Consider the following 21,159-nt stretch of genomic DNA (forward strand, 5'->3'; position numbering starts at 1 on the left):
CTATGTGACTATCCCTTGGGCAGACTTGGACGCGGCAAGAGCCGCATCCAAGCTTCAAATGTGTAAACGATGTCCCCGGTTTCAGATGTAAAGGATGTCTACGGTTCTACACCCCCGCTGGGCTGCGTAGCAGCCCCAATAAGATCACCGAGGTGTGTCAGGTCAACCGAGGGTGCAGGTTTTGGGGCGGCTACGCAGCCCAACGGGGGACAAGCCCCCTCGCCACAGAAGCGCTGTTGCCATGCAGACTGCGCAGTGCCGACGGCTTAGTTGGCGTCGGTAAGAATCAAGCTACGGTAATGCCCAGGATTGGACCCCGACCACTTGCGAAACGCCTTATAGAACGAACTCACATCGGCAAAACCCAGGCGGCTGGCGATCTCGGCGAAGCTGATATCGGCCTCGGCCAGCCAGACAACCGCCAGTTCCTTGCGCACGCTGTCCTTGAGGCCCTGGTAGGTCTGCCCTTCTTCGGCCAGGCGCCGGCGCAGGGTCGAGGCGGACATGCATAACTCTTGGGCCAGGCTTTCGGTTTCCGGCCAGTGTTGGGCCGGGCGCTGGCGCAGGTCGTGCTTGATGCGCATCGCCAGGCTGTCGGGGTCGCGGTATTTGACCAGGATATTGGCCGGTGCATGGGCCAGGAAACGCTTGAGTTCTTCGGGGCTGCGCTTGACCGGCAGGTCGAGGCAGTCTGCCGAAAAGATCATCCGCGTACGGGTGCGATCAAAGCGCAGGTTGTCGGAAAACATCACTTGGTAATCATCACAAAAGGCCGGCTGCGCACTCCGTAATTCGATGGCCAGGATCGGGATGCGCCGCCCGGCCAGCCAGCAGGCGACGCCGTGGACGATCATCCAGTAGCAAAAATAGGTGAACGCCCGTCGCGGTTCAGGCTCGTGTTCCAGCAAGACGATTTCCGCCAGGCTTTGCTGGCGTACCAATTGCGCCGGCAGGTGTTCGAGCATCAGCGACAGGAAGCTCAGGCCGGTTTCCAGGGCTTCGCCCAGGGTGGGCTGGGCCATAGCGGCGCGACACAGGAACTCCAGGCTGCCGGACTTCAACTTGCGCGGGTCCATGCCAAAGAACTCATCATCCCGGCGGCGCGCCAGCAAGCGCCAGAGCCGCGCGTACGCCAGGGCCGGAACCCGGGCGGCGGGCTGCTCCAGCAACGCTGGGTCGATCCCTACCTTGTTCAGGGCCTCTCGCGTCGCCGCACCGGGGGCGCAACTTTGCAACAAGGCTTCGCGAACCAGGTGGATGGAGATTGTGTCTTTTTCCGACATGGGCAAGGGCTCAATCTTGTAGGTCGGCCATTGTAGGAGCGTGCTGGCCTGGAAGGAACAGAGAGGCCTGGCATTTCATCAATCCTTGCAGAAGCCAGGAGATAGAGGGCTGTTCAGCGGCTGTTCAGGAAACGTCAAGATCCTCTGTTTAGCAATGAGTATCATTATGTTACAACTTAGCACCCTAACTAATTACGTTGCGGTGCCCGATGCTCGTTCCCTTTCTCATCATGCTGCGCGAAGGCATTGAAGCCGCATTGATCGTTGGCATCATCGCCAGCTACCTGCAACAGACCGGCCGTGGCCAATGGATGCCGGCAGTATGGATTGGCGTGTTTCTGGCCGCCGCCCTGGCCCTATTGGTCGGCGGTGGCCTGGAGTTGGTCAGCGCCGAGTTCCCGCAAAAGCAGCAAGAACTGTTCGAAGGCATTGTCGGCCTGGTGGCCGTGGGCATTCTCAGTTCCATGGTGTTCTGGATGCGTAAAGTCGCGCGCTCGATCAAGCACTCCCTGCATCAATCCCTGGATCACGCGTTGGCCGGCTCGCGCAACCAGGTGATTGCGCTGATCGCCATGGTGTTTTTCGCCGTGGCCCGCGAAGGCCTGGAAACCGTGTTCTTCCTGCTCGCGGTGTTCCAGCAAAGCGAAGGTCCGGCAGCGCCCATCGGCGCCCTGCTCGGCCTGGTGCTGGCGATTGTCGTGGGGTTCCTGATCTACAGCGGCAGCATGCGCCTGAACCTCGCCGCGTTCTTTCGCTGGACCGGGCTGTTCATCCTGGTAGTAGCCGCCGGCATCCTCGCCAACTCGGTGCAGGCCCTGCATGAAGCCGGGGTGTGGAACCACTGGCAGAGCGTGCTGTTCGATTTCAGCGCCACCCTGCCGATGGATGGCCCGCTGGGTTCGGTACTGGCCGGCATGTTTGGCTATCAGGACGCACCGACCGTCAGCACCCTGGGTGCCTACCTGACTTATCTGGTGCTGGCGTTGGTGATGTTCTTTATGCCCGCCGCGCCAGCCACCTCCTCTTCCGTCTCCAGCCAGTAAGGTCGTCCCTTGCCAAACCAAGCCCCTGCCCCCGCCTCGCCACCTCGCGCCTTGCGTTGGGCGCTAGCCGGTTCGGTGATCGTGATGATCGCCGCCGGTGGCCTGTTCTACTACGCCTCGCAATTGGCCGCTGCCAAGCGCCAGGTCAATCACAACGAAATCGCCGTGATCATCCACGCCCACGCCTGCGAGCCCAACGCCCTGACGGTGCCGGCCGGTCGTGCGAGTTTTCGCATCATCAATCGCTCGGATCGCGCAGTGGAGTGGGAAATCCTCGACGGCGTACTGGTGGTCGAAGAACGTGAAAACATCGCCCCCGGCCTGAGTCAGGTGATCAACGCCAACCTGCTGCCGGGCGACTACGCCATCACCTGCGGCCTGTTGAGCAACCCGCGCGGCACCTTGCAGGTAACCCCCACCGCCGAATCCGACGCCCAGGCCAAAGCCAAGCCGTCGATGGTGGCCTTTATCGGCCCGCTGTCGGAGTTTCGCGTGTACTTGAACAGCCAGAGCGGCGCCTTGATCAAGGCCGTCAGCGCCCTCGAACAAGCAATTGCTGCGGGCGACCTGAGCCAAGCCCAGGCCCTGTACCTGCCAGCACGCGAGGCTTACCAGCGCCTGGCCCCGGCAGCCCAGCGCCTGGCCGAGCTGGACAACGCGATCAATGCCCGCGCCGATTACTTCGAAAAACGCGAACAGGACCCGGCCTTCAGCGGCTTTCATCGTCTGGAATACGGCCTCTTCGCGCAGCACAGCCTCGACGGCCTGGCACCGATTGCCCAGCGCTTGCTAAGTGATGTCACCGCCCTCAAGCAGCAGTTGCTCGCGCAGTCACTGCCGCCCGAGCAACTGGTCAGCATCCTGGTGCGCAACCTCAATAGCCTGGCCGACGTGCGCGCCGCGAGTGGCGAAGAGGAACGCTACAGCCACCTCGACCTCAATGGCTTTGCCGCAAACCTGGCGGCGACGCGCAAGGTGGTTGAGCTGATGCGTCCGCTTTTGACCAAGTCCGCTGCCGACCTGTTGCCAGGTATCGATAGCGCGATCAGCGCCTTCGCCGGGCAACTCGACGGCCTGCAGGTCGATGGCAACTACCGCACCTATGACAGCGTTACCGCCGATCAGCGCCAGCAGATCGCCGACAAGGCCAAGGCTCTGGCCGCCGCACTCGATGGAATCGACCCAGCCCTTGGCCTCACAGGCCTTAAGTGAAGACGACCGAATAAATGAGTGATTCAGAACAGTTCAACGCCCAGCGCCGCCGCGTATTGCTGGGCATGGCCGCCACCGGTGCGGCGATTGCCGGCAGTAGCCTCAGTTGCCCGGCCATGGCGGCCGGCGCGGCCCAGGTCACCGCCGCCCCCAGCAGCGAAAAAACCCAGGACCACCACGCCTTCCACGGCAAGCACCAGAGCGGCATTGTCACCCCGCGCCCGGCCTGCGGCATGCTGGTGGCGTTCGATGTGTTGGCCAGCGACCGCGAAGACCTGGAGCGGCTGTTTCGCACCCTCAACGAGCGTATCGGTTTCCTGATGACCGGCGGTACGGTGCCACAAGTCGATCCGAAACTACCGCCCGCTGACTCCGGGATCCTTGGCCCGGTGGTCACCCCGGATAACCTGACGATTACCGTGTCGGTGGGGGAGTCGCTGTTCGACGAACGTTTCGGCCTGGCCGGCGCCAAGCCCAAGCGCCTGAGCCGCATGGTCGGCTTCCCCAATGACGCCCTGGAACCTGCGCAGTGCCATGGCGACTTGAGCCTGCAGTTCAGCTCCAACACCCCTGACACCAACATCCACGCCCTGCGCGATATCGTGAAAAATCTTCCGGACCTGCTGCTGGTGCGCTGGAAACAGGAAGGCAGCGTGCCGCCCCAGGCGCCTGCCCGGGCGAGGCAACCGGCACAGAGTGCGCGTAATTTCCTGGGCTTTCGCGATGGTTCCGCCAACCCAGACTCCAACGATGCCAAGGCCATGGATCAACTGGTGTGGGTCCAGCCCGGCAGTGACGAACCCGCCTGGGCCGCCAATGGCAGCTACCAGGCGGTGCGGATCATCCGCAACTTCGTCGAGCGCTGGGACCGCACGCCCTTGCAGGAACAGGAAAGCATCATTGGCCGGATCAAGACCAGCGGCGCGCCCATGGGCGGTCACAACGAAGCCCAGGTGCCCGACTACAGCACAGACCCAGAAGGCAAGCTGACCAAGCTCGACGCCCATATCCGCCTGGCCAACCCGCGCACCGCTGCAACCCAGGCCAACCTGATCCTGCGCCGGCCGTTCAACTACTCCAACGGCGTCAACAAGAACGGCCAGTTGGACATGGGCCTGCTGTTTATCTGCTACCAGGCCGACCTGGAAAAAGGCTTCATTACCGTGCAAACCCGGCTCAATGGCGAGCCGCTGGAGGAGTACCTCAAGCCGGTGGGCGGTGGGTACTTCTTCACGCTGCCAGGCGTCACCGGGCCGCAGGATTTCATCGGCCGCACCTTGCTGCACAGCACTGCCAACACCTGAACCCCATCCCAGCGGAAACCGTCCCATGAAGAAGTCGTCTCTTGCATTGTTGTTGACCCTTTCTCCGCTCGCAGCCTTTGCCGCGACGGCGCCCCTGGACCTGGTGGGGCCGGTGTCGGACTACAAGATCTATGTCACCGACAAGATCGATGAACTGGTCACCCAGACCCAGGCCTTTACCGACGCGGTGAAAAAAGGCGACCTGGCCACCGCAAAAAAACTCTATGCCCCAACCCGCGTGCACTATGAGTCCGTCGAGCCCATCGCCGAGTTGTTCAGCGACCTGGACGCCTCGATCGACTCACGGGTCGACGATCACGAAAAAGGCGTGAAGGCCGAGGACTTCACCGGTTTCCACCGCCTCGAATACAGCCTGTTTGCCGAGAACAGCACCCAGGGCCTGGACGCCTTGGCCGATGGTTTGAACAAGGACGTCAAGGACCTGCAAACCCGCGTCGCCGGCCTGACCTTCCCGCCAGAAAAAGTCGTCGGCGGCGCGGCCGCATTGCTCGAAGAAGTAGCCGCCACCAAGATCTCCGGCGAAGAAGACCGCTACAGCCACACCGACCTGTATGACTTCCAGGGCAATATCGACGGGGCGAAGAAAATCGTCGACCTGTTCCGTGGGCAGATCGAGCAACAGGACAAGGCGTTTTTGGCCAAGGTCGACAAGAACTTCGCCACGGTGGACAGCATCCTGGCCAAATACAAAACGGCTGATGGTGGCTTTGAGACCTATGACAAGGTCAAGGAAAACGACCGCAAGGCCTTGGTCGGCCCGGTAAACACCTTGGCCGAAGACCTGTCGACCCTGCGTGGCAAACTGGGCCTGAACTGAGAAAGCCTTCGGCATCCACACCCCCCTGTGGGAGCGGGCTTGCTCGCGAAGGCGTCGGCCCAGCAAACATTGATGTTGACTGACCCACTGCTTTCGCGAGCAAGCCCGCTCCCACATTTGATCTTCGCTGCTTTGAGCATTGCGTTCGCTTACTGATCGGCATTAGGGCGCAGAGCAGCTGTAGATCTTCATCATTGCGGCTAATCGCGCTATGCGTTTAACCGTCTTATCTATAACGTTCAATCGATCCCACTCACGGAAGATTTCCCATGCCCGATTCGGCCGCCAGCGTTGATGCTGCCTTGCCCACCTCAGTGTCATTCAACCTGCGCCCCCTGCTGATCGCCAATATGGCCTGCACCATGGCGATGATGGCGTTTGTCTCGCTGATCGGCCCCATCGCCCGGGTGCTCGGGCTGGCGACCTGGCAAGCGGGTGCGGCCGTTACCGTGTCCGGGGTGATCTGGATGCTGTTGGCGCGGCCCTGGGGCCAGGCCAGTGACCGGCTGGGGCGGCGCCGGGTGCTGCTGTTGGGCACCGGTGGTTTCACTCTGGCGTACTGGGCGTTGTGCGTGTTTATCGACGCCTCCCTGCAACTGCTGCCCTCGGCCATGCTGGCCTTTATCGGGTTGGTGCTAGGGCGCGGGTTGATCGGGGTGTTCTACGCGGCGATCCCGGTGGGTGGTTATGCGCTGATCGCCGACAATATCGAGCCGGCCCACCGCGCCAAGGCCATGGCCTCGCTGGGGGCGGCCAACGCCTGCGGCCTGGTGCTGGGGCCGGCAATTGCCGCGCTGCTGGCCCGCTACAGCCTGAGCCTGCCGTTTTATGCAATGGCGTTGTTGCCGATGCTGGGCTTTGTGGTGTTGCTGCTGAAACTGCCGCGCCAGGAGCTGCACCTCAAGCAACCGCCCAAGGCCGTCAACCTCTCGGACCCGCGCTTGCGGCGCCCACTGGTGGTGGCGTTTGCCGCCATGCTGTGTGTGTCCATCGCCCAGATCACCGTGGGCTTTTTCGCCCTGGACCGCCTGCAGATGAACCCCGCCGACGCCGCGCAAACCGCCGGGATTGCCCTGACGATGGTGGGCCTGGCGTTGATCTGCTCGCAGTTACTGGTGCGCAAACTGGAATGGCCGCCCCTGCGGATGATCCGCGTCGGCGCTATCGTCTCTGCCCTCGGGTTTGCCGGCAGCATGTTCGCGGATACGGCGTGGATCCTCTGGCTGTGTTTCTTCGTCTCGGCGGCCGGCATGGGCTGGATCTTCCCGTCGTTCGCCGCACTGGCGGCCAACGCGGTGGAGGCCTCGGAACAAGGGGCTACAGCCGGTTCGGTAGGTGCCGCACAGGGCTTGGGCGTGGTAGTCGGACCGCTGGCCGGCACGTTGATCTATGCCGTCGAACCGCGACTACCCTACCTGGTAGCCGCCGCCCTGCTGCTGCTCATTGCGCTCTGGCCGGCACCGCGTTGAACGACTGGCAGCCCTCCCCTGAGCGGTTATCACGTCTGACTCTCTGGCGTGAAGTCCTCAAGGGGAGCGCCAGTAGGTTTAAGGGTCGCCGGGTTGATCGCATACCACTTGCTGTTTATGTTCACGGCGTAGACCGCGCACTGTTGGCTCACGCCCAACTGACCTACCCGTTGTGGGTCAGCAGGCGGCTTGCCACGCAGCGCCTCATAGGCACCCAGCCCCCAGCGGCACTTTTCAAAGGCGGTGGTAGGCAGATAAATGCCTGAGCCGATCCCCATCAACTCCCCTGACAACACCCTTTTGCTGCGCTCTGTGATTTTAAGCGTGGACCTGAGTACATCGACGCTGCCGTCCAGAGGGTTGAACATGCTGCGCACCAGCAGTCCGCTCTCCTTCATCAGGCCCTGACCAAATGCGCGACCGCTATAGGGCACAACCGCCTTGATCCCCTTGAAGAATGACCTGGCTGCAGCCAAGCCGCCTGTCGCTGCAAATGACGCAAAGTCAATCAACAGGCCTTTGAGACCGTCCTTGATATTGCCATCGGCAATGTCCGCAACCGCACCTACAAATGGGATAAGACTGAGGACCGCTCTAAGGTTCTCCTGGGTCAGGATCTTGCCGGAATCGAAAGGGTAGCTGCGGCGCTTCTGCAGCCGCGTGGGTTGATTGGCGTACTCCAGCAGCAACTCGCGCTTGTCCTCGAACGTGTTGTCGAGCACGGCTCTGGTGATATCGCGTGTTCTTGTCGAAGCCCAACTGTTGGGGACATAGACCGGCGCGGGGCCGGGCCACTGCGACAAGACCTGACCGGGCAACGGCTCGCGAGCCTTCTCGATAATGACCCTGGAATCTACTCCCGGACGCGGCTCGGTGCCCTGGGAATAGGCCTGGAAGTCGAACTTCTCCAGCTTTGCATGACGAAAATCCCGTTGGACAAAGGCAAAAGGCCCGTAGGGCACACTGCCTTTTTGGGTCACGCCATTTAGCCCAAGGCTGTAGCTCAGATCGTCACGCCGGATCATTTTCATTGAGCCTGGAAACACTTCGTAGTAGCCGAATCTCGGGGTCGTCGCCCCGGTTTCGTAACGCATCAACAGGCCATGCCTGCCCTTTTTCTCCTGCACCTTGGAGTGCTCGCCCTGATCGTCCTCCACGGGTTGCCCGGTCTCCTCGCGCAAGGTAAAGAACTCCAGCTTGCCGACCTCAAACGCCCGGCGTACCTCCAGCGGCGCATTGGCGATCATCAGGCGGATCACCGTGGACTGGGCGCTACGGGTATCGGCAATGTATTGGTCCACGGCCGGTGCGACCAACGGGGCAATTGGCGGCAGGTTTTTGATTCTTTCGTTAAAGGTTTCCTGGGAAATTTTAGGGTGAATAAATTTGTACTTTTTTTCGTCACCAAAAAGACGGCTCACCCAATCGCCAAAGGCAACCAGCGGATCCTTTTCAGCTTGTTGAGTCAGGATCACTTCGGTCAAGTAGGGCTGACGGGTCTGAAGATGCCCGTGTTGCCTTGGGTCAAAAGGCATGTCGGTATCCAGCTCAAGCTTGAAATTGCGGATCTCGTCCTCGGTCAACTCAGGAAACAGCTTCGCCAACTGTTGCACTAAAAGACTTGTTTGAGTGGGTGGCTCGCTCGTCAGGGTATTGAATGCCTCGCGAGTGCGGTTTTCCCGGTCGGTGAATGCCTGTGTGGCAGCCAGATAATCCCCTGGCGAGTAGCGCCCATCGGATGACTTGGGAAAAATTCCGGCCATCACCGCCCAGTCCAGCAAGGGCTGGGCGCCAAGGCTTTTGATTAACTCTGCCTGCGCAGGCCCTGTCGCATCGAGTCGGCTCAGGTCCAGGGCTTGGGTGATAGTCAGCGCCCGCGAACTGCCCGCCCCACCGAGTTTTTCAGCCATGGCAGTGCCCAGGCGCAGGTTCAGCCAGGCGGTCGAGCCGATGGTCACCTGCCCAGGCTGCAACATCAGTGCTTGAGGTGCGAGTGTCGACACACTGGGCGTCGGCTTGATCAGAAACTCAGGGGCAGCCTGTGCCAGCAACAGGTGGGCAACCAACGGCGCAGCGCTGGCGCTGACCGCCTTGTGGTCAATCAAATGCGTTTCTATCTCCTCGCGCACCTGATTTATCGTGCGCCCCAGGTTGCTGGGATGATAGATCTCGTAGCCGGCAACTACGCCGGGCGCGCCGGGCACATCGACGGCCACACTGGCCTTGACCGCGGCAGCCAGCAGTTGGTGGCGAGAAGCCCTGGACAGGGGCGCGCCACCGGCGACCTCCGCCATATTCAGCACGCCCGCCAATTGCTGCGCCTTGGCAATGGCCTGGGGCGAGTCGAAGAACGCCCGAAGCCGCAAATCCGGGTCGGCGGGCAGGTCCGCCCCGTCCGCAAAATCGCGCAACAGTTCAGTGACCGAACCCGGCCCGGCGGCTTGGGTTCTGAGCACCGTCAGGTCGTTGGGTGACAACGCCCCTGGTCCCCAGCTATAGGGCGTTAGACTCGCGTAGTCCGCCGCTAGCGGCGCCGCAGGCAACTGATTGTTCAGCCAGCCAAGCGCGACGCGTGCTTGCGCGACGGAGCCAGGAGACCCCAACCCGCAATACTCCAGGACCTGGCGCAGGTCATATTGGGGGATGGAATACAGGGCGTCGCCGGTTTCCTTGCTCATGCCCACCAACTGGTTGAAGTTGGCATTCAGTTCGAGAATGCGCGCCTTTTCTTCTGCACTGCCTGCAACCAGGGTCTTGCTGATCTCGTCATCGAGAAAGGCTTGCAGATTAGTCCAATGATTGGCGCGGTCGCGTAGTTCCAACTGCCCGTCGCGAATGCGATAAACGTGATCGCCCTGGCCAAAACCGATTTTATCGACGAACGTTCTGAAGGCCGGGGATGCCAGGAACTGAGCAAAACTCGCCCGTGGCTGATGGCTTTTCTGTGCCAGGCTCGACTGGGGGTCGATATCCACAGTCTGCGCAGTCAGGTCGAGATCGGCGTCCTCAGCCTTTGCATCGACCAGCGCCTGCAGCTGGGGAGCCAGGCGCGTACGAACATCCTGGTCGCGGCTCTGCTGCACGAGTTGGTCGAACTGCTCACGCCAATCGGTGCGCTTTTGCTCGGAAATCCCGGGCCAGCCGTCCTCTGTAAGCTGCCTGCCAAGCTGCGCGGCACCGCCGCTTTCGTTAGGTGTCTTGACGCCGTAAAAATCGAGAATGACGTCAACGTGATTAAAGTCGCCCGTTTTCGGGTCTGGTAGCAGAATCCCCAGATCGCTGGGAGACAGGTAGCGTACAGCCGCCCTGACCTTGCCACTCACTTCCCACCAACCAGACCCATCGCTGGTGGTAAATCGCTGCTTGGTCTCGACCCCATCGCGAATCACTATTCCCTCTACGCCGTCGCGGTCGATGCGCACGGTCGACCATTTGAAGCCTTTGCTCGCAAGCCAGTCCTGCACCGCCGGCTCGTTCACCGCGTCGCGATAAAGGTCCACGTAAGGTTTGATCGAAGCATTGTCAGGGATGGGTTTGCGTTTCAGCTTGCCGGTGGTCACCCAATGAGTGAGGGTGTCCTGCAGCTTTTCATCGCCTTTTGCAGCATCGACGGACGATGGAAAAGCAGGCAATGGCGTCGCGTCGCGTTTTTTGCGCTGCGCCGCCAACTCGAGCCTTGCTTGCGTCAGCCTGCCAGGCATCGAGGGGTTGTGTGGGGTTTGCTCGGATGCTGGCCAGCCCTGGCCTTCGGGCGCAGACGGCGCTTCGGACGACGGCATCGAGGCTGTCGGCTCAGGCTGTCGATAGCCCTGCCCTGCACCTGTCAGAACGTTAAACGGCGTGCCTGCACTCTTTACACTGTGTGTCGACATTTCCAGTTCTCTTCACCTAATGGAGGGCGAGAGTTCTTTTCCGTAAGAACTGTCAATGCAACGCTACAAGACCCAGCCTAGAGGGGTTATAGGAAGAGTCCGAATACACCAAAGACTGTGCTAAGTGTTTCAAGTGTGCCGAGAAAATGGCAGGTCAGTTACAGGATCCGATACAACAAGCGCTCGACCCGTACCCGGCTGACCCGGCGCAGGAACTTGCCGACGGCTTCGGGGTAATCCACCAGGGTTTCCAACTGCTGGTAGCCCTGGATCCGTGTGGCGTGCCGGAAAATCTCCTCAAGCTCGCTACGCCGTGGCGCCAGCCACTGGCCCTGGGGATCATCGATCAGCAAGGCGTTTTCCAGGTCCAGGCGGAAAGCCCTGGGGTTGAGGTTATTGCCGGTGAGCAAGGTGTAGCGCTCGTCGATCCACATGCCCTTGAGGTGATAGGTGTTATCCCCATCGCGCCACAGGTGCAGGTTGAGCTGGCCGCTGTCGATCATGCGCTGATGACGCTTGGCAAAGCGGCGCAGGCTGATTTCGTAGAGATACGGCAGTGCGGCGATGATCCTGAACGGTTCGCTGGGCGGGATGTAGAAGTCGTTGGCGGTCTTGTCGCCGACAATGATGTCGATCTTCACCCCACGGGCCAGCGCCCGGTTGATTTCCCGGGTCACCGGCAGCGGCAGGTTGAAATACGGGGTGCAGATGGTCAATTGCTGCTGGGCACTGGCGATCAGCTCGCAGATCACCCGGCTCAGCGGGTTGTTCTTGCCCACCCCCAGCAACGGGCTGACCGACAACCCGCCAATGCCAGCCTGACCGGCCGTGGTGTCATAGGTCGCGTGCTTGAGCCGGCTGCGCAAGTCGCCAATGTCATTGCGCAGGCTGCGAGTGGTGGGCAGGTTGGGCAGGTCCAGGCGGTGGACCGCCTTGGAGGCGACCAGGCCGTGTTCCACCAGGTGCTGCATGGAGTCGGCCAGTGGCTTGTTATGGATCAGGTGATAACGGTCGAAGCGGTATTTGTCGAACTTGTGCAAGTACACATTGTTCAGGCTGGCGCCGCTGTACAGCACGCTATCGTCAATCACAAAGCCCTTAAGATGCAGCACGCCAAACAGCTCGCGGGTCTGTACCGGCACCCCATACACCGGCACTTGCGTCGAGTGTGACTGGGTCATCGCCTGGTACCAGGCACTGTTGCCAGGCTGCTTGCCCGCGCCGATCAGCCCGCGTTGGGCGCGCAGCCAGTCGACCATCACCACGATATCCAGTTCAGGCCGTGCCGCCTTGGCGGCATGCAGTGCGTCAAACACCTCCTGGCCCGCCTCGTCCTGTTGCAGGTACAAGGCGACGATATAGATACGGTGTTGGGCCTGGGCGATTTTCTCCAGCAGGCAGCGGCGAAACTCGGCCGCGCCGGACAGCACCTCGATCGCATCGGTGGCCAGGGGGAAACCGCGCAACTTGGGCAACAGGGAACGTTTGAATAACGACGGCATAGGGCTCGCAATGATCGAATCCGAAGAGCCCGAGAGCTTACACCATGGGGGTGCCCAGGTCTGCCCACGAACCATGGAAAATAATTCATTGACCATGAAGAACGATCGTTCTACTGTTGGCGGCATGAACGATATGACCACTACTGAAACCCGCGACATTATTCTGGATGTCACCGAAAAGTTAATCTACCGGCACGGCATTGCGGCCACCGGCATGGAACGACTGGTGAAAACCGCCGGCGTCTCCAGGAAAAGCATCTACCGCTACTTCGCCAACAAGGATGACCTGGTAATCGCCGCCCTGCAGCGGCGCGACGAGCGTTGGCTGCAGTGGCTGCGCAGCGAGGTCGAACAAGCGCCAGACAGCGGCGCGCGCCTGCTTGGCGTGTTCAGCGCGCTCAAGGCCTGGTTCGCCTCTGCGGACTTTCGCGGCTGCGCCTTTATCAACACCAGCGGCGAGACCGGCAACCCGCAAGACCCGGTCCGTTTGTTGGCCAAGGCGCACAAACAGAAACTGTTCGAGTACCTGCTTGAACTGTGCAACGCCCATGGCACCCCGGCCCCGGAGCAACAGGCCGCGCAACTGCTGATCCTGGTCGATGGCGCCATCACCATGGCCCTGATAATGGGCGATGAAACTGCCGCTGATAATGCGCAATGCATGGCGCAATTGTTATTGGCACTTTGAATTAACGACTGACAATCCAAAGGAGTAATCAAATGACTGCCAATGCACAAGTGCGTCCGCCCTTGCCGCCCTTTACCGAACAATCGGCCATTGAAAAGATCCGTCTCGCCGAAGACGGCTGGAACTCCCGTGACCCGCAGCGCGTATCGCTGGCCTACTCCCTGGACACGAAATGGCGTAACCGCGCCGAATTCGCCCATAACCGTGAGCAAGCCAAGGATTTCCTCACGCGCAAATGGGCCAGGGAACTGGACTATCGCTTGATCAAGGAGTTGTGGGCCTTTACCGGTAACCGTATCGCCGTGCGTTATGCCTATGAATGGCACGACGATTCCGGCAACTGGTTCCGCTCCTATGGCAACGAGAACTGGGAGTTCGACCAGGACGGCCTGATGTCCAACCGACATGCGTGCATCAATGACATGCCAATCAAGGAGAGCGAACGCAAGTTCCACTGGCCCCTGGGGCGACGCCCGGATGATCATCCGGGGCTGTCCGAGCTGGGGCTGTAGGGGTCGGCTTGCCGGCCCCTACAGTGCCAGTCAATCCTGCTTCAACCCCACCTGGTACAACACGCCATCAGCCTCATCCGTGAGTACGTATAGGAAACCATCCGGGCCCTGGCGTACATCGCGGATGCGCGCCTTCAACTCACCCAGCAGGCGTTCTTCGTGGACCACCCTGTCGCCATCGAACTGCAGGCGGATCAGCTCCTGGCTGGCCAAGGCGCCTATAAACAGGTTGTGCTGCCAAGCCTTGAAACGGTCGGCATCGTAGAACGCCATGCCACTGATGGCCGGCGACTTTTCCCACACATGATGGGGGGCGACCGTGCCTTCGGCAGTCTTGCCCTTGGCTTCGGGAATCGGCAACAACGAATAGTTGATGCCATGGGTCGCCAGGGGCCAGCCGTAGTTCTTGCCACGCTCGATGATATTGATTTCATCACCGCCGCGCGGGCCGTGTTCGTTTTCCCAGAGGGTGCCGGTCCAGGGATTCAGCGCCGCACCCTGGGGGTTGCGCTGGCCATAGGACCAGATCTCCGGCCTGGCCCCGGGTTGGCCGACAAACGGGTTGTCATCCGGTACACGACCGTCCGGGTAGATCCGCACGACCTTGCCTTGTAGCTTGTCCAGGTCCTGGGCCGTAGGGCGATCATTGTTCTCGCCCAGGGTCACAAACAGGTAGCCATCGCGGTCAAACACCAGGCGCGAGCCAAAGTGATTGCCCGTCGAAAGCTTGGGTGCCTGACGCAGGATTACCTGGAAGTCCTTCAAGCTGCTCAGGTCATCGCTCAAACGGCCACGCCCGACCGCCGTACCGGCCTTGCCGCCCTGGCCGCCACCTTCGGCGTAGGACAGGTAGACCAACCGGTCCTCCTTGAAATCCGGTGACAGCACCACATCCAGCAAACCGCCCTGCCCCTTGGCCCACACTTGCGGCACGCCGCTGAGCGGCGCGGACAATTTGCCGTCACGGCTGACAAAGCGCAGCGCACCCGGCCGTTCGGTGACCAGGAAGCCTTGCTGGTCTGGCAAAAACGCCACTGCCCATGGGTGGTCCAGGCCTTTGACGATAGCCGTCGCGGTGACACTGCCTTGCTCACTGGGAAACTGCCGGGTATCGCCGGCAAGCGCCGGAAGCGCGGTGGCCAGGGCGCTGGCGCAACAGGTCGCTAAAAGGGTTGTGCGTAGAAACATACCGTGGGGTTCCTTTTATTCAGGGCCGGCGATTGCCATTGGCATCTTGCGTCGGGGCTGAGGGCTGGGTGGCAGGACGTGCGGGAGCGGCATCACGCTGCGGATAACGATTGCCGATGCCGCCGTTTTCCAGGGTCGGCGGGCGAGGCACCGGCGCGGTATAGGTGCCACGCGTCGCCGGTGTATTGGGCTGGGTGCCCTGCATGCTGTTGGGGTTGGCCCGCTTGATCGGGCTGTTATACGGGTTGTTGTTGCCGGGCAGGTTCTGGGCCTGCACCCCGCCACTCAAGGCAAGGCCCAGGGCCAACACCACAAGGCTGCGCGTACGGCTGTTCATGACAAAGCCTCTCTGGGGCGAGGAATACCTGCATTCGATAGCACGCTACGCGCAGGGTTCGGGTTTGGTAACTAAATACTTTCCGGGCAGGTGTAACACGGCTTTTCCAACGCCGCGCTTCCAGCCAGCCGACCACCGAAACTTTTGCCAGCCGCTGCGGGTCACCTGAAGACCATTCCCCATCAGGAAGCACTCCTATGCCACGGGCAATCTGGAAAGGCGCAATCAGCTTCGGCTTGGTTCACATCCCCGTGTCGCTGGTGTCGGCAACGTCTGCCCAGGGCGTGGATTTCGACTGGCTGGACAAGCGCAGCATGGACCCGGTGGGCTACAAGCGCATCAACAAGACCACCGGCAAGGAGGTCACCAAAGACAATATCGTCAAGGGCGTGGCCTATGAGAAAGGCCGCTACGTGGTGCTCAGCGAAGATGAAATTCGCGCCGCCCATCCCAAGGCCACGCAAACCATAGAGATCATCGCGTTTATCGACAGCGACCAGGTTCCCCTGCAGAACATCGACACGCCCTACTACCTGGCCCCGGACAAACGCGGCGGCAAGGTCTTTATCGATTACCCGCGCAATGGTCGTGGCGCCAGCACCGTCGCCGCCTATTCGGTACGCGCCCGCCCGGGGTTGCCGGTTTCGGTGCCGATCAGCAGACAGGAACTCGCCAGCCTGCGCAGCGCCCAGCAGTGGAACGTGGCTAATCTAGAGGAACGCTTGCATGGCCTGAAAGCCGATCCCTGGGCGGGTTATGCCAACCGCCAGCGAATCAGCAAGAAGATGTGGCAGAAACTGGGAGCGCAGCCGCCCGCGCCCTAAACAAGCCTACAGACTCCTGTGGCGAGGGGGCTTGTCCCCCGCTGGGCTGCGAAGCAGCCCCAAAACCGGCCACCTCGGCGTACCTGGCACAACGTAGTGAGACTCTTGGGGCGGCTTCGCCACCCAGCGCGGGGCAAGCCCGCTCGCCACAGAAAACCTGCGATCCACAGTAAGTTCCAAGCTGTCGCAACGCCCCCTGTGGGCAGCCCCAAAACCGGCCACCTCGGTGTGCCTGGCACAACGTAGTGAGGCTATTGGGGCGGCTTCGCCACCCAACGCGGGGCAAGCCCGCTCGCCACGCAAAGCCAGCGGCTGATAGTCGGTTTCAGGCGGCTGGGAGGTCTTTTTGCCGCGAAGGGATGACGATCAGATCAGTATGAAAATCGCCGCCAGGCCGGCAAAGATCGCCCACTTTTCCAGGTAGTAACGGGTGCGGTTGCGCTTTTTCAGCTCCTTGCCCCGCAGGCGGATCTTGTACAGGCGGGTAAACGCGCGGTTCAACCCACCGGTCTTGTCCCCGGCATCGTTGGGCGAGCCGGCGGCAGCCATGACGTTGCGGCTGAACCAGCGATTGAACGCCGCCGCCCAGCGATATTTCATCGGGCGCTCTATGTCACAGAACAAAATGATGCGGTTCTGCGCCGTGGTGTTTTCGGCGTAGTGGATGTAAGTCTCATCGAACATCACCGCCTCGCCGTCACGCCAGTAGTAGTTCTCACCGTCCACATTGATGTAGCAGCCTGGATCGTTGGGTGTATCCAGACCCAGGTGATAGCGGTAGGAGCCGGCATAAGGATCACGATGGCGCACCAACTTCGAACCAGGTGGCAGTTCGGCAAACATCGCGGCCTTGATCGAACCGATGCTTTGCACCAGTTCGGTGGTGCGCGGGCACAGCTTCATGGCCGAAGGATGACTGTCGCCGTACCACTTGAGGTAGAAGCGCTTCCAGCCCGACTTGAAAAACGAGTTGAAACCCACGTCGTTGTATTGGTCCGAGCGCTTGATCTCGCCAGCGCGCATGAGGTTCTGGCCTTCCTCGCGAATCTCCTGCCAATGTTCCTGGAGTGGGCTCAGGTCAGGGAAGTCGCTGGGCGAAAGGTACGGGCGGCCAGGCAGCCTGGAGAACAGGTAGAGGAAACAATTGATCGGCGCAAGGAAGGTCGAGTGGTCGCTTAATTGACGGCCCAGCTTATGTCGAACCCTGCCACGCAGGTGGACATACGCGATGGAGACAACGTAGAGAGCAACAATGATGAGTTTCACGGGAATTCGTCACATGTCAGAAGAGTACAGGCTGCTCCTTCAGGCCGGGCCCAAGAGGAAAAATGCAGCACCTGAAATCACAATTCATTAACAGGCCCTGGAGTGTCTTGGAGACAGTTCGGATAGTGGCCAATGGCAGTTATTTTAGCCCTAGATTGTAACCAAAGGTTAACTAAGAATTGTGAAAAGGTGTCTTCCAACTGTACAGCCGCGCCACCTCGAAAACACGATGGCGGGTATGCCGGGCTGCGATGCAGCCCGGGAAAGGTGCGCCCTGACTCAGCCCAGCGGCTGGTCATCCTTGCGTTCGCGCCGGGTAAAACGGTCGTCGTCCAAGGGCGAATAGGCCACTGGCTTGCCACGTGTGAGGACCAGATGGCGGACCAGCGCGATGAGCATCCCCAACAGCAAGCCAACCACCAGGCTCAACGCAATCACCAGGACTTTCTTCGGTTTGATCGGGCTCAGCGGCTCTTGGGCACGCCGGTCAATTGTCACCAGTTTCAAGGCGCTCATGTCGATATTCAGGCCACGCAGACGCGCCACTTCAGCACGCAACGGTTCGACATCCTGCAAGAAAATGTCTTCATTGCCCCGCCGCTTCATGACCTCGACCTGGCGATTGACCTCCAGCAACTGCAACTCCTTGCCAATTTCCGCGACGCGGCTGTTGGTGAAGTCATCGTTGGTTCGCTGTTGCAGGGCCGTACGCTCGGCTTCCAGGGCATCGGTGCCAAGGAAGTACAGGGGGATCTGCTGGTTGTTGACCTCGGTGCGCATCACTTGGCTGGAGCCACTGCGCCCGGCGTCGGCCATCGACGACGGAGTGGTCGGATTCTTGATGCCCATGGACTTGGCAATCGAGATGGCTTCACTCAACTCTGCCAGGCGGTTGGAGCGCTGCATTTTCATCTGCAGGCGCAGGGCACTGAGTTCATCTTCCAACTGTGCGCGCTTGAGCTTGTCGCCTTCGAGCAGCTTGGCGATTTTCGATTCTTTGTCGGTTTCGTAATTGGAGCGCGCCGCATCAATCTTGCCTTTGAGCTCGGTGAGGCGGTTGTTGACGATCACCTTGAGATCGGCGCCCACCTGCTCACGCTCGGCGGCGATGGCATAGTCGACAAAGCCATTGAGAATCGCGACGCCATCGATATCGGTGGGGTATTGCAGCTCAAGGCGGATATAGCTGCTCAACGAGTCCGCTTTCTTCGGGTCGGGCAGAATCAGGTTGATCGAGTTGCGGTTGAACGCCTCGAAACTCTGCTCCAGGCTGCGCCCCGGTTTCTGGAACGCTTCGAACAAGGCAGGGTTGGCCTTGAAGAAGTTCAGCCGCGCATCGTACGAGTCCAGTTGCGCGCCGACTTTGGCCAGGGCATCCGCCGGCGGCAACTTGTAGACCTCCGAGCGATTGAGTGCATCCAGCTCATTGATAGCTGCCGGGCGCAGCACACTGCTGACCTGATACTCACGGGGAGCCAGCAGCGCGTAACCCACTCCAATCAGGCCCGCAAAAAGAGTGCAGCCGATTACCAGTTTCTTCTGCCGCCAAATCGAGTGAAACAGCTCAAATAAATCAATTTCATCAGACGCCACGGGGGCTTGAACCTGGGGAGTTCTATTCAAAATGGGGACACCCTTCAAAAAGTGGACGCTGGCTGTCCACTACACGATAGATCTGAATAACCAACTGAAAAAGCAGGGACAACGCCCTGGATATGGCTAATACGACATAAGGCAACGCTTATCCGACCCTTGAGCTACGGAAAAAATCCCTACAGCAGTGAGATTGTTTTCCTTCAGAAACAGTAATGTCATATAGACATTGCTCAGCGTAGACGACATATCGAGAAACACCGCTCTCACGGTATGTCAAAATAGTTTTAAATATCTGCTGGTAAAGGAAAAAAACCGACCAGAGCACAACTTTGGGAAATTTCCTGCAAACCTTTTAATCAATCTTGATAGGAAATATTTCTTGATGTAGGCAGAGCTTCATTTATGCCTGGTCAAAAAGGAGTTGTGCATGTCATCACCCTCGGCCCACGCGATCCCATGCCCAAGCGAACTGGACAGGCAAGCCCTGCAAGGCACTTGGGAGCAAATCGCCCTGGAAGACAGCGGCATCGCCAACCCGCCGGATGAACACAGTGCGCCTGGCGCGCTGACTACGATTGAGGGGGATCAGTTCCGGGTCACGACCCAGGAGGGCGAGGTATTACTGCAAGGCTGTTTTACCCTGGATGCCAGCACCACACCCAAGAGCATCACTTGGATCGACGCCATCGGGGCTGACGCAGGAAAGCGCCTACCCGCCAGCTACATCCTGGATGGCGAGCGCTTTGTTTTTATCGCCGCGGATGAAGGCATGCCCCGGCCAACCCGCTTCAGTACGACACCGGGGCAGACAATGCGCACGTTCATGCGCAAGTCTTGAGCAGATGAGAGGCATTCGTTTTTACGACAGTTTTTTCACAAACCCTTCACGTTTGACGCGCTAGGTTAAACCCAACTCCTCAGATGAATCCCTTGGCCCGCCGCCCCAGCGGGCCTTTTTTTGCCTTCAGGCAGAGCGTTTGACGGCGGTCAGTGTGTAGCACATCGGCAATTGCGCCGACTGGTTCTCATAGCGGTCGTAGAGTTCTTCACGGTTGGAGTGCGGGTACTCCTGCAAGTGGCTGATCTGTAGTCCTGCGGCAATGGCCGCGCTGACAACCTCCCCAAAGGTGTGTACGAACCAGTACGACGCAGCGGTTGCGTCGTCGCTCGTGCCTTCATAGACAATCGCCTCGTGCTGTACAAAAGGCTCGCGGCGAAAGTATGAGGTGACCGGCAGCATCGGGTTGGCGGCTTCCGGATCGAACACCTCGAGGAACGGGTGGGTCTCGTAGATCACCAACGTTCCCCCCTCCTTGAGGGTGCTAGCGACATGCCGCATGAACAGCGCGATATCCGGCATCCAATTGAGCACGCCGATGGTGATCAGGGCCACGTCAAAACGACCCAGCAGATGCTCGGGCAAATGATGAATATCGGTTTCGATAAACTCAGGGTCGTGAGGTGAACGACTGGCCAGCTCCACCGCCTGCGCAAGAAACGCGTCGGATTGGTCGACCCCCACCACGCGATTGGCGCCAAGGCCATACAGCGAAAGGCTCTCACGGCCGTTATTGCAGCCCAGTTGCACTGCATCCCGGCCCGAGATTCCAACCTGCTGCAACAAGGCGGTCAGCGTGGGATCCAGGCAGTTGAAACCGCGCTCGGCGACGGCGGCGAGCAGCTTTTGCCAGGGGGCGCCAGCTTTATGGTGCGCGGCGGATTCGTTCCAGGCGGCCTTATTGCTGGCGATAGCCTGTTGAGCAGACAGCGTGTCCATTGCGTCTCCAAACCATTGAGCGTGCGCAACAGGATGGCAATGAGCGCCGTCAAAAATAAAGAAGGGGTTCGCCCCGCACCGATAGCCTCGCCATCCTTGAACCGGTAAAGAGCCATCACTGCAGGGCGAACGGAGGGAACTTAATCCACGGCCATTGGATGTTCAACTGTTATCAATTACAGAACCGACAATGGATACAACTTCGATACAAATCGATGTTTTTTGTGGAGTTTTTACTCAAAGCAGGCAATCCCGGCACTTCTCGGCGCCTCACACGCCGTCCTGTTATATAACTCGCGCCTGACATATGCGACAATGCGCGCCAAATTCCAACATGCACCCCATATTTCTGCTCGGCGACTGGGCTTCACGCCTTCATGTCGCTGTTGACGCATGCCCGTTGGCCCGGGCTCCGAATGGGTCCCGGCCCAAATAAGCGCACTCCAAG

The 21,159-nt window shown here is 60.1% G+C and carries 17 protein-coding genes; 9 read left to right on the plus strand and 8 right to left on the minus strand.

Annotated features, from left to right (window positions below; genetic code table 11):
- Positions 1-266 precede the first annotated feature (266 nt).
- Entirely contained in the window at positions 267-1,283 is a 1,017-nt protein-coding gene (locus FIV38_RS28245) for an AraC family transcriptional regulator (protein WP_092236481.1), read from the minus strand.
- Between the two features lie 209 nt (positions 1,284-1,492).
- On the opposite strand from FIV38_RS28245, the gene efeU reads away from it, so the two are divergent.
- The 5 genes from efeU to FIV38_RS28270 all read left to right on the plus strand — a co-directional run bounded on the left by efeU (position 1,493) and on the right by FIV38_RS28270 (position 7,149).
- Positions 1,493-2,326, plus strand: coding sequence for an iron uptake transporter permease EfeU (gene efeU, locus FIV38_RS28250; RefSeq protein WP_070996248.1), 834 nt, complete (start codon positions 1,493-1,495; stop codon positions 2,324-2,326).
- Positions 2,327-2,335: 9 nt separating this feature from the next.
- Complete coding sequence (efeO, locus tag FIV38_RS28255) at positions 2,336-3,538, plus strand: iron uptake system protein EfeO (protein WP_092236478.1); 1,203 nt, start codon at positions 2,336-2,338, stop codon at positions 3,536-3,538.
- 14 nt (positions 3,539-3,552) lie between these two features.
- Positions 3,553-4,842, plus strand: coding sequence for an iron uptake transporter deferrochelatase/peroxidase subunit (gene efeB, locus FIV38_RS28260; protein ID WP_092236475.1), 1,290 nt, complete (start codon positions 3,553-3,555; stop codon positions 4,840-4,842).
- Positions 4,843-4,867: 25 nt separating this feature from the next.
- The gene (gene efeO, locus FIV38_RS28265) at positions 4,868-5,680 is read left to right on the plus strand and encodes an iron uptake system protein EfeO (RefSeq protein ID WP_092236472.1); all 813 of its coding nucleotides are present in this window, start codon (positions 4,868-4,870) and stop codon (positions 5,678-5,680) included.
- Positions 5,681-5,949: 269 nt separating this feature from the next.
- Positions 5,950-7,149 (plus strand): MFS transporter, encoded by a 1,200-nt coding sequence (locus tag FIV38_RS28270; protein ID WP_029290568.1) that lies wholly within the window; start codon positions 5,950-5,952, stop codon positions 7,147-7,149.
- Between the two features lie 29 nt (positions 7,150-7,178).
- Here the strand turns inward: FIV38_RS28270 and FIV38_RS28275 are convergent, their stop codons facing one another.
- Positions 7,179-11,021: a hypothetical protein gene (locus FIV38_RS28275; protein ID WP_235861043.1), complete on the minus strand. Its 3,843-nt coding sequence runs from the start codon at positions 11,019-11,021 to the stop codon at positions 7,179-7,181.
- A gap of 158 nt (positions 11,022-11,179) precedes the next feature.
- Entirely contained in the window at positions 11,180-12,523 is a 1,344-nt protein-coding gene (gene pssA, locus FIV38_RS28280) for a CDP-diacylglycerol--serine O-phosphatidyltransferase (RefSeq protein ID WP_029290564.1), read from the minus strand.
- Positions 12,524-12,647: 124 nt separating this feature from the next.
- Between pssA and FIV38_RS28285 the strand changes: the two genes are divergently transcribed.
- Entirely contained in the window at positions 12,648-13,211 is a 564-nt protein-coding gene (locus FIV38_RS28285; protein WP_092237445.1) for a TetR/AcrR family transcriptional regulator, read from the plus strand.
- Between the two features lie 32 nt (positions 13,212-13,243).
- Positions 13,244-13,723: a nuclear transport factor 2 family protein gene (locus FIV38_RS28290; RefSeq protein ID WP_092236467.1), complete on the plus strand. Its 480-nt coding sequence runs from the start codon at positions 13,244-13,246 to the stop codon at positions 13,721-13,723.
- Positions 13,724-13,753: 30 nt separating this feature from the next.
- Here the strand turns inward: FIV38_RS28290 and FIV38_RS28295 are convergent, their stop codons facing one another.
- Positions 13,754-14,911 carry a PQQ-dependent sugar dehydrogenase gene (locus tag FIV38_RS28295; RefSeq protein ID WP_092236465.1) on the minus strand — a complete coding sequence of 386 codons (1,158 nt, stop codon included), beginning with the start codon at positions 14,909-14,911 and terminating at the stop codon, positions 13,754-13,756.
- Positions 14,912-14,930: 19 nt separating this feature from the next.
- Positions 14,931-15,248 (minus strand): hypothetical protein, encoded by a 318-nt coding sequence (locus FIV38_RS28300; protein WP_070996253.1) that lies wholly within the window; start codon positions 15,246-15,248, stop codon positions 14,931-14,933.
- A gap of 197 nt (positions 15,249-15,445) precedes the next feature.
- Here FIV38_RS28300 and ligD point away from each other — a divergent pair, with 197 nt between their 5' ends.
- Complete coding sequence (gene ligD, locus FIV38_RS30805) at positions 15,446-16,072, plus strand: non-homologous end-joining DNA ligase LigD (protein ID WP_167362634.1); 627 nt, start codon at positions 15,446-15,448, stop codon at positions 16,070-16,072.
- Positions 16,073-16,438: 366 nt separating this feature from the next.
- Here the strand turns inward: ligD and lpxO are convergent, their stop codons facing one another.
- On the minus strand, positions 16,439-17,338 hold the full coding sequence (lpxO, locus tag FIV38_RS28310; RefSeq protein ID WP_029290547.1) for a lipid A hydroxylase LpxO: 900 nt from the start codon (positions 17,336-17,338) through the stop codon (positions 16,439-16,441).
- 279 nt (positions 17,339-17,617) lie between these two features.
- Positions 17,618-18,961, minus strand: coding sequence for a Wzz/FepE/Etk N-terminal domain-containing protein (locus FIV38_RS28315; protein WP_070996256.1), 1,344 nt, complete (start codon positions 18,959-18,961; stop codon positions 17,618-17,620).
- Positions 18,962-19,361: 400 nt separating this feature from the next.
- Between FIV38_RS28315 and FIV38_RS28320 the strand changes: the two genes are divergently transcribed.
- Entirely contained in the window at positions 19,362-19,772 is a 411-nt protein-coding gene (locus FIV38_RS28320; protein ID WP_092236462.1) for a TIGR03067 domain-containing protein, read from the plus strand.
- Positions 19,773-19,898: 126 nt separating this feature from the next.
- Here the strand turns inward: FIV38_RS28320 and FIV38_RS28325 are convergent, their stop codons facing one another.
- The gene (locus tag FIV38_RS28325) at positions 19,899-20,711 is read right to left on the minus strand and encodes a class I SAM-dependent methyltransferase (protein ID WP_092236459.1); all 813 of its coding nucleotides are present in this window, start codon (positions 20,709-20,711) and stop codon (positions 19,899-19,901) included.
- Between the last annotated feature and the right edge of the window lie 448 nt (positions 20,712-21,159).

The sequence above is a fragment of the Pseudomonas proteolytica genome (assembly GCF_007858275.1).
In the GTDB taxonomy this organism is placed as follows: Bacteria; Pseudomonadota; Gammaproteobacteria; order Pseudomonadales; family Pseudomonadaceae; genus Aquipseudomonas; species Aquipseudomonas proteolytica.

Coding starts and splice junctions, on each gene's coding strand:
- FIV38_RS28245 (WP_092236481.1), bottom strand. CDS start 1,283: ATGTCGGAAAAAGACACAATCTCCATCCACCTGGTTCGCGAAGCCTTG.
- efeU (WP_070996248.1), top strand. CDS start 1,493: ATGCTCGTTCCCTTTCTCATCATGCTGCGCGAAGGCATTGAAGCCGCA.
- efeB (WP_092236475.1), top strand. CDS start 3,553: ATGAGTGATTCAGAACAGTTCAACGCCCAGCGCCGCCGCGTATTGCTG.
- efeO (WP_092236472.1), top strand. CDS start 4,868: ATGAAGAAGTCGTCTCTTGCATTGTTGTTGACCCTTTCTCCGCTCGCA.
- FIV38_RS28270 (WP_029290568.1), top strand. CDS start 5,950: ATGCCCGATTCGGCCGCCAGCGTTGATGCTGCCTTGCCCACCTCAGTG.
- FIV38_RS28275 (WP_235861043.1), bottom strand. CDS start 11,021: ATGTCGACACACAGTGTAAAGAGTGCAGGCACGCCGTTTAACGTTCTG.
- pssA (WP_029290564.1), bottom strand. CDS start 12,523: ATGCCGTCGTTATTCAAACGTTCCCTGTTGCCCAAGTTGCGCGGTTTC.
- FIV38_RS28285 (WP_092237445.1), top strand. CDS start 12,648: ATGAACGATATGACCACTACTGAAACCCGCGACATTATTCTGGATGTC.
- FIV38_RS28290 (WP_092236467.1), top strand. CDS start 13,244: ATGACTGCCAATGCACAAGTGCGTCCGCCCTTGCCGCCCTTTACCGAA.
- FIV38_RS28295 (WP_092236465.1), bottom strand. CDS start 14,911: ATGTTTCTACGCACAACCCTTTTAGCGACCTGTTGCGCCAGCGCCCTG.
- FIV38_RS28300 (WP_070996253.1), bottom strand. CDS start 15,248: ATGAACAGCCGTACGCGCAGCCTTGTGGTGTTGGCCCTGGGCCTTGCC.
- ligD (WP_167362634.1), top strand. CDS start 15,446: ATGCCACGGGCAATCTGGAAAGGCGCAATCAGCTTCGGCTTGGTTCAC.
- FIV38_RS28320 (WP_092236462.1), top strand. CDS start 19,362: ATGTCATCACCCTCGGCCCACGCGATCCCATGCCCAAGCGAACTGGAC.
- FIV38_RS28325 (WP_092236459.1), bottom strand. CDS start 20,711: ATGGACACGCTGTCTGCTCAACAGGCTATCGCCAGCAATAAGGCCGCC.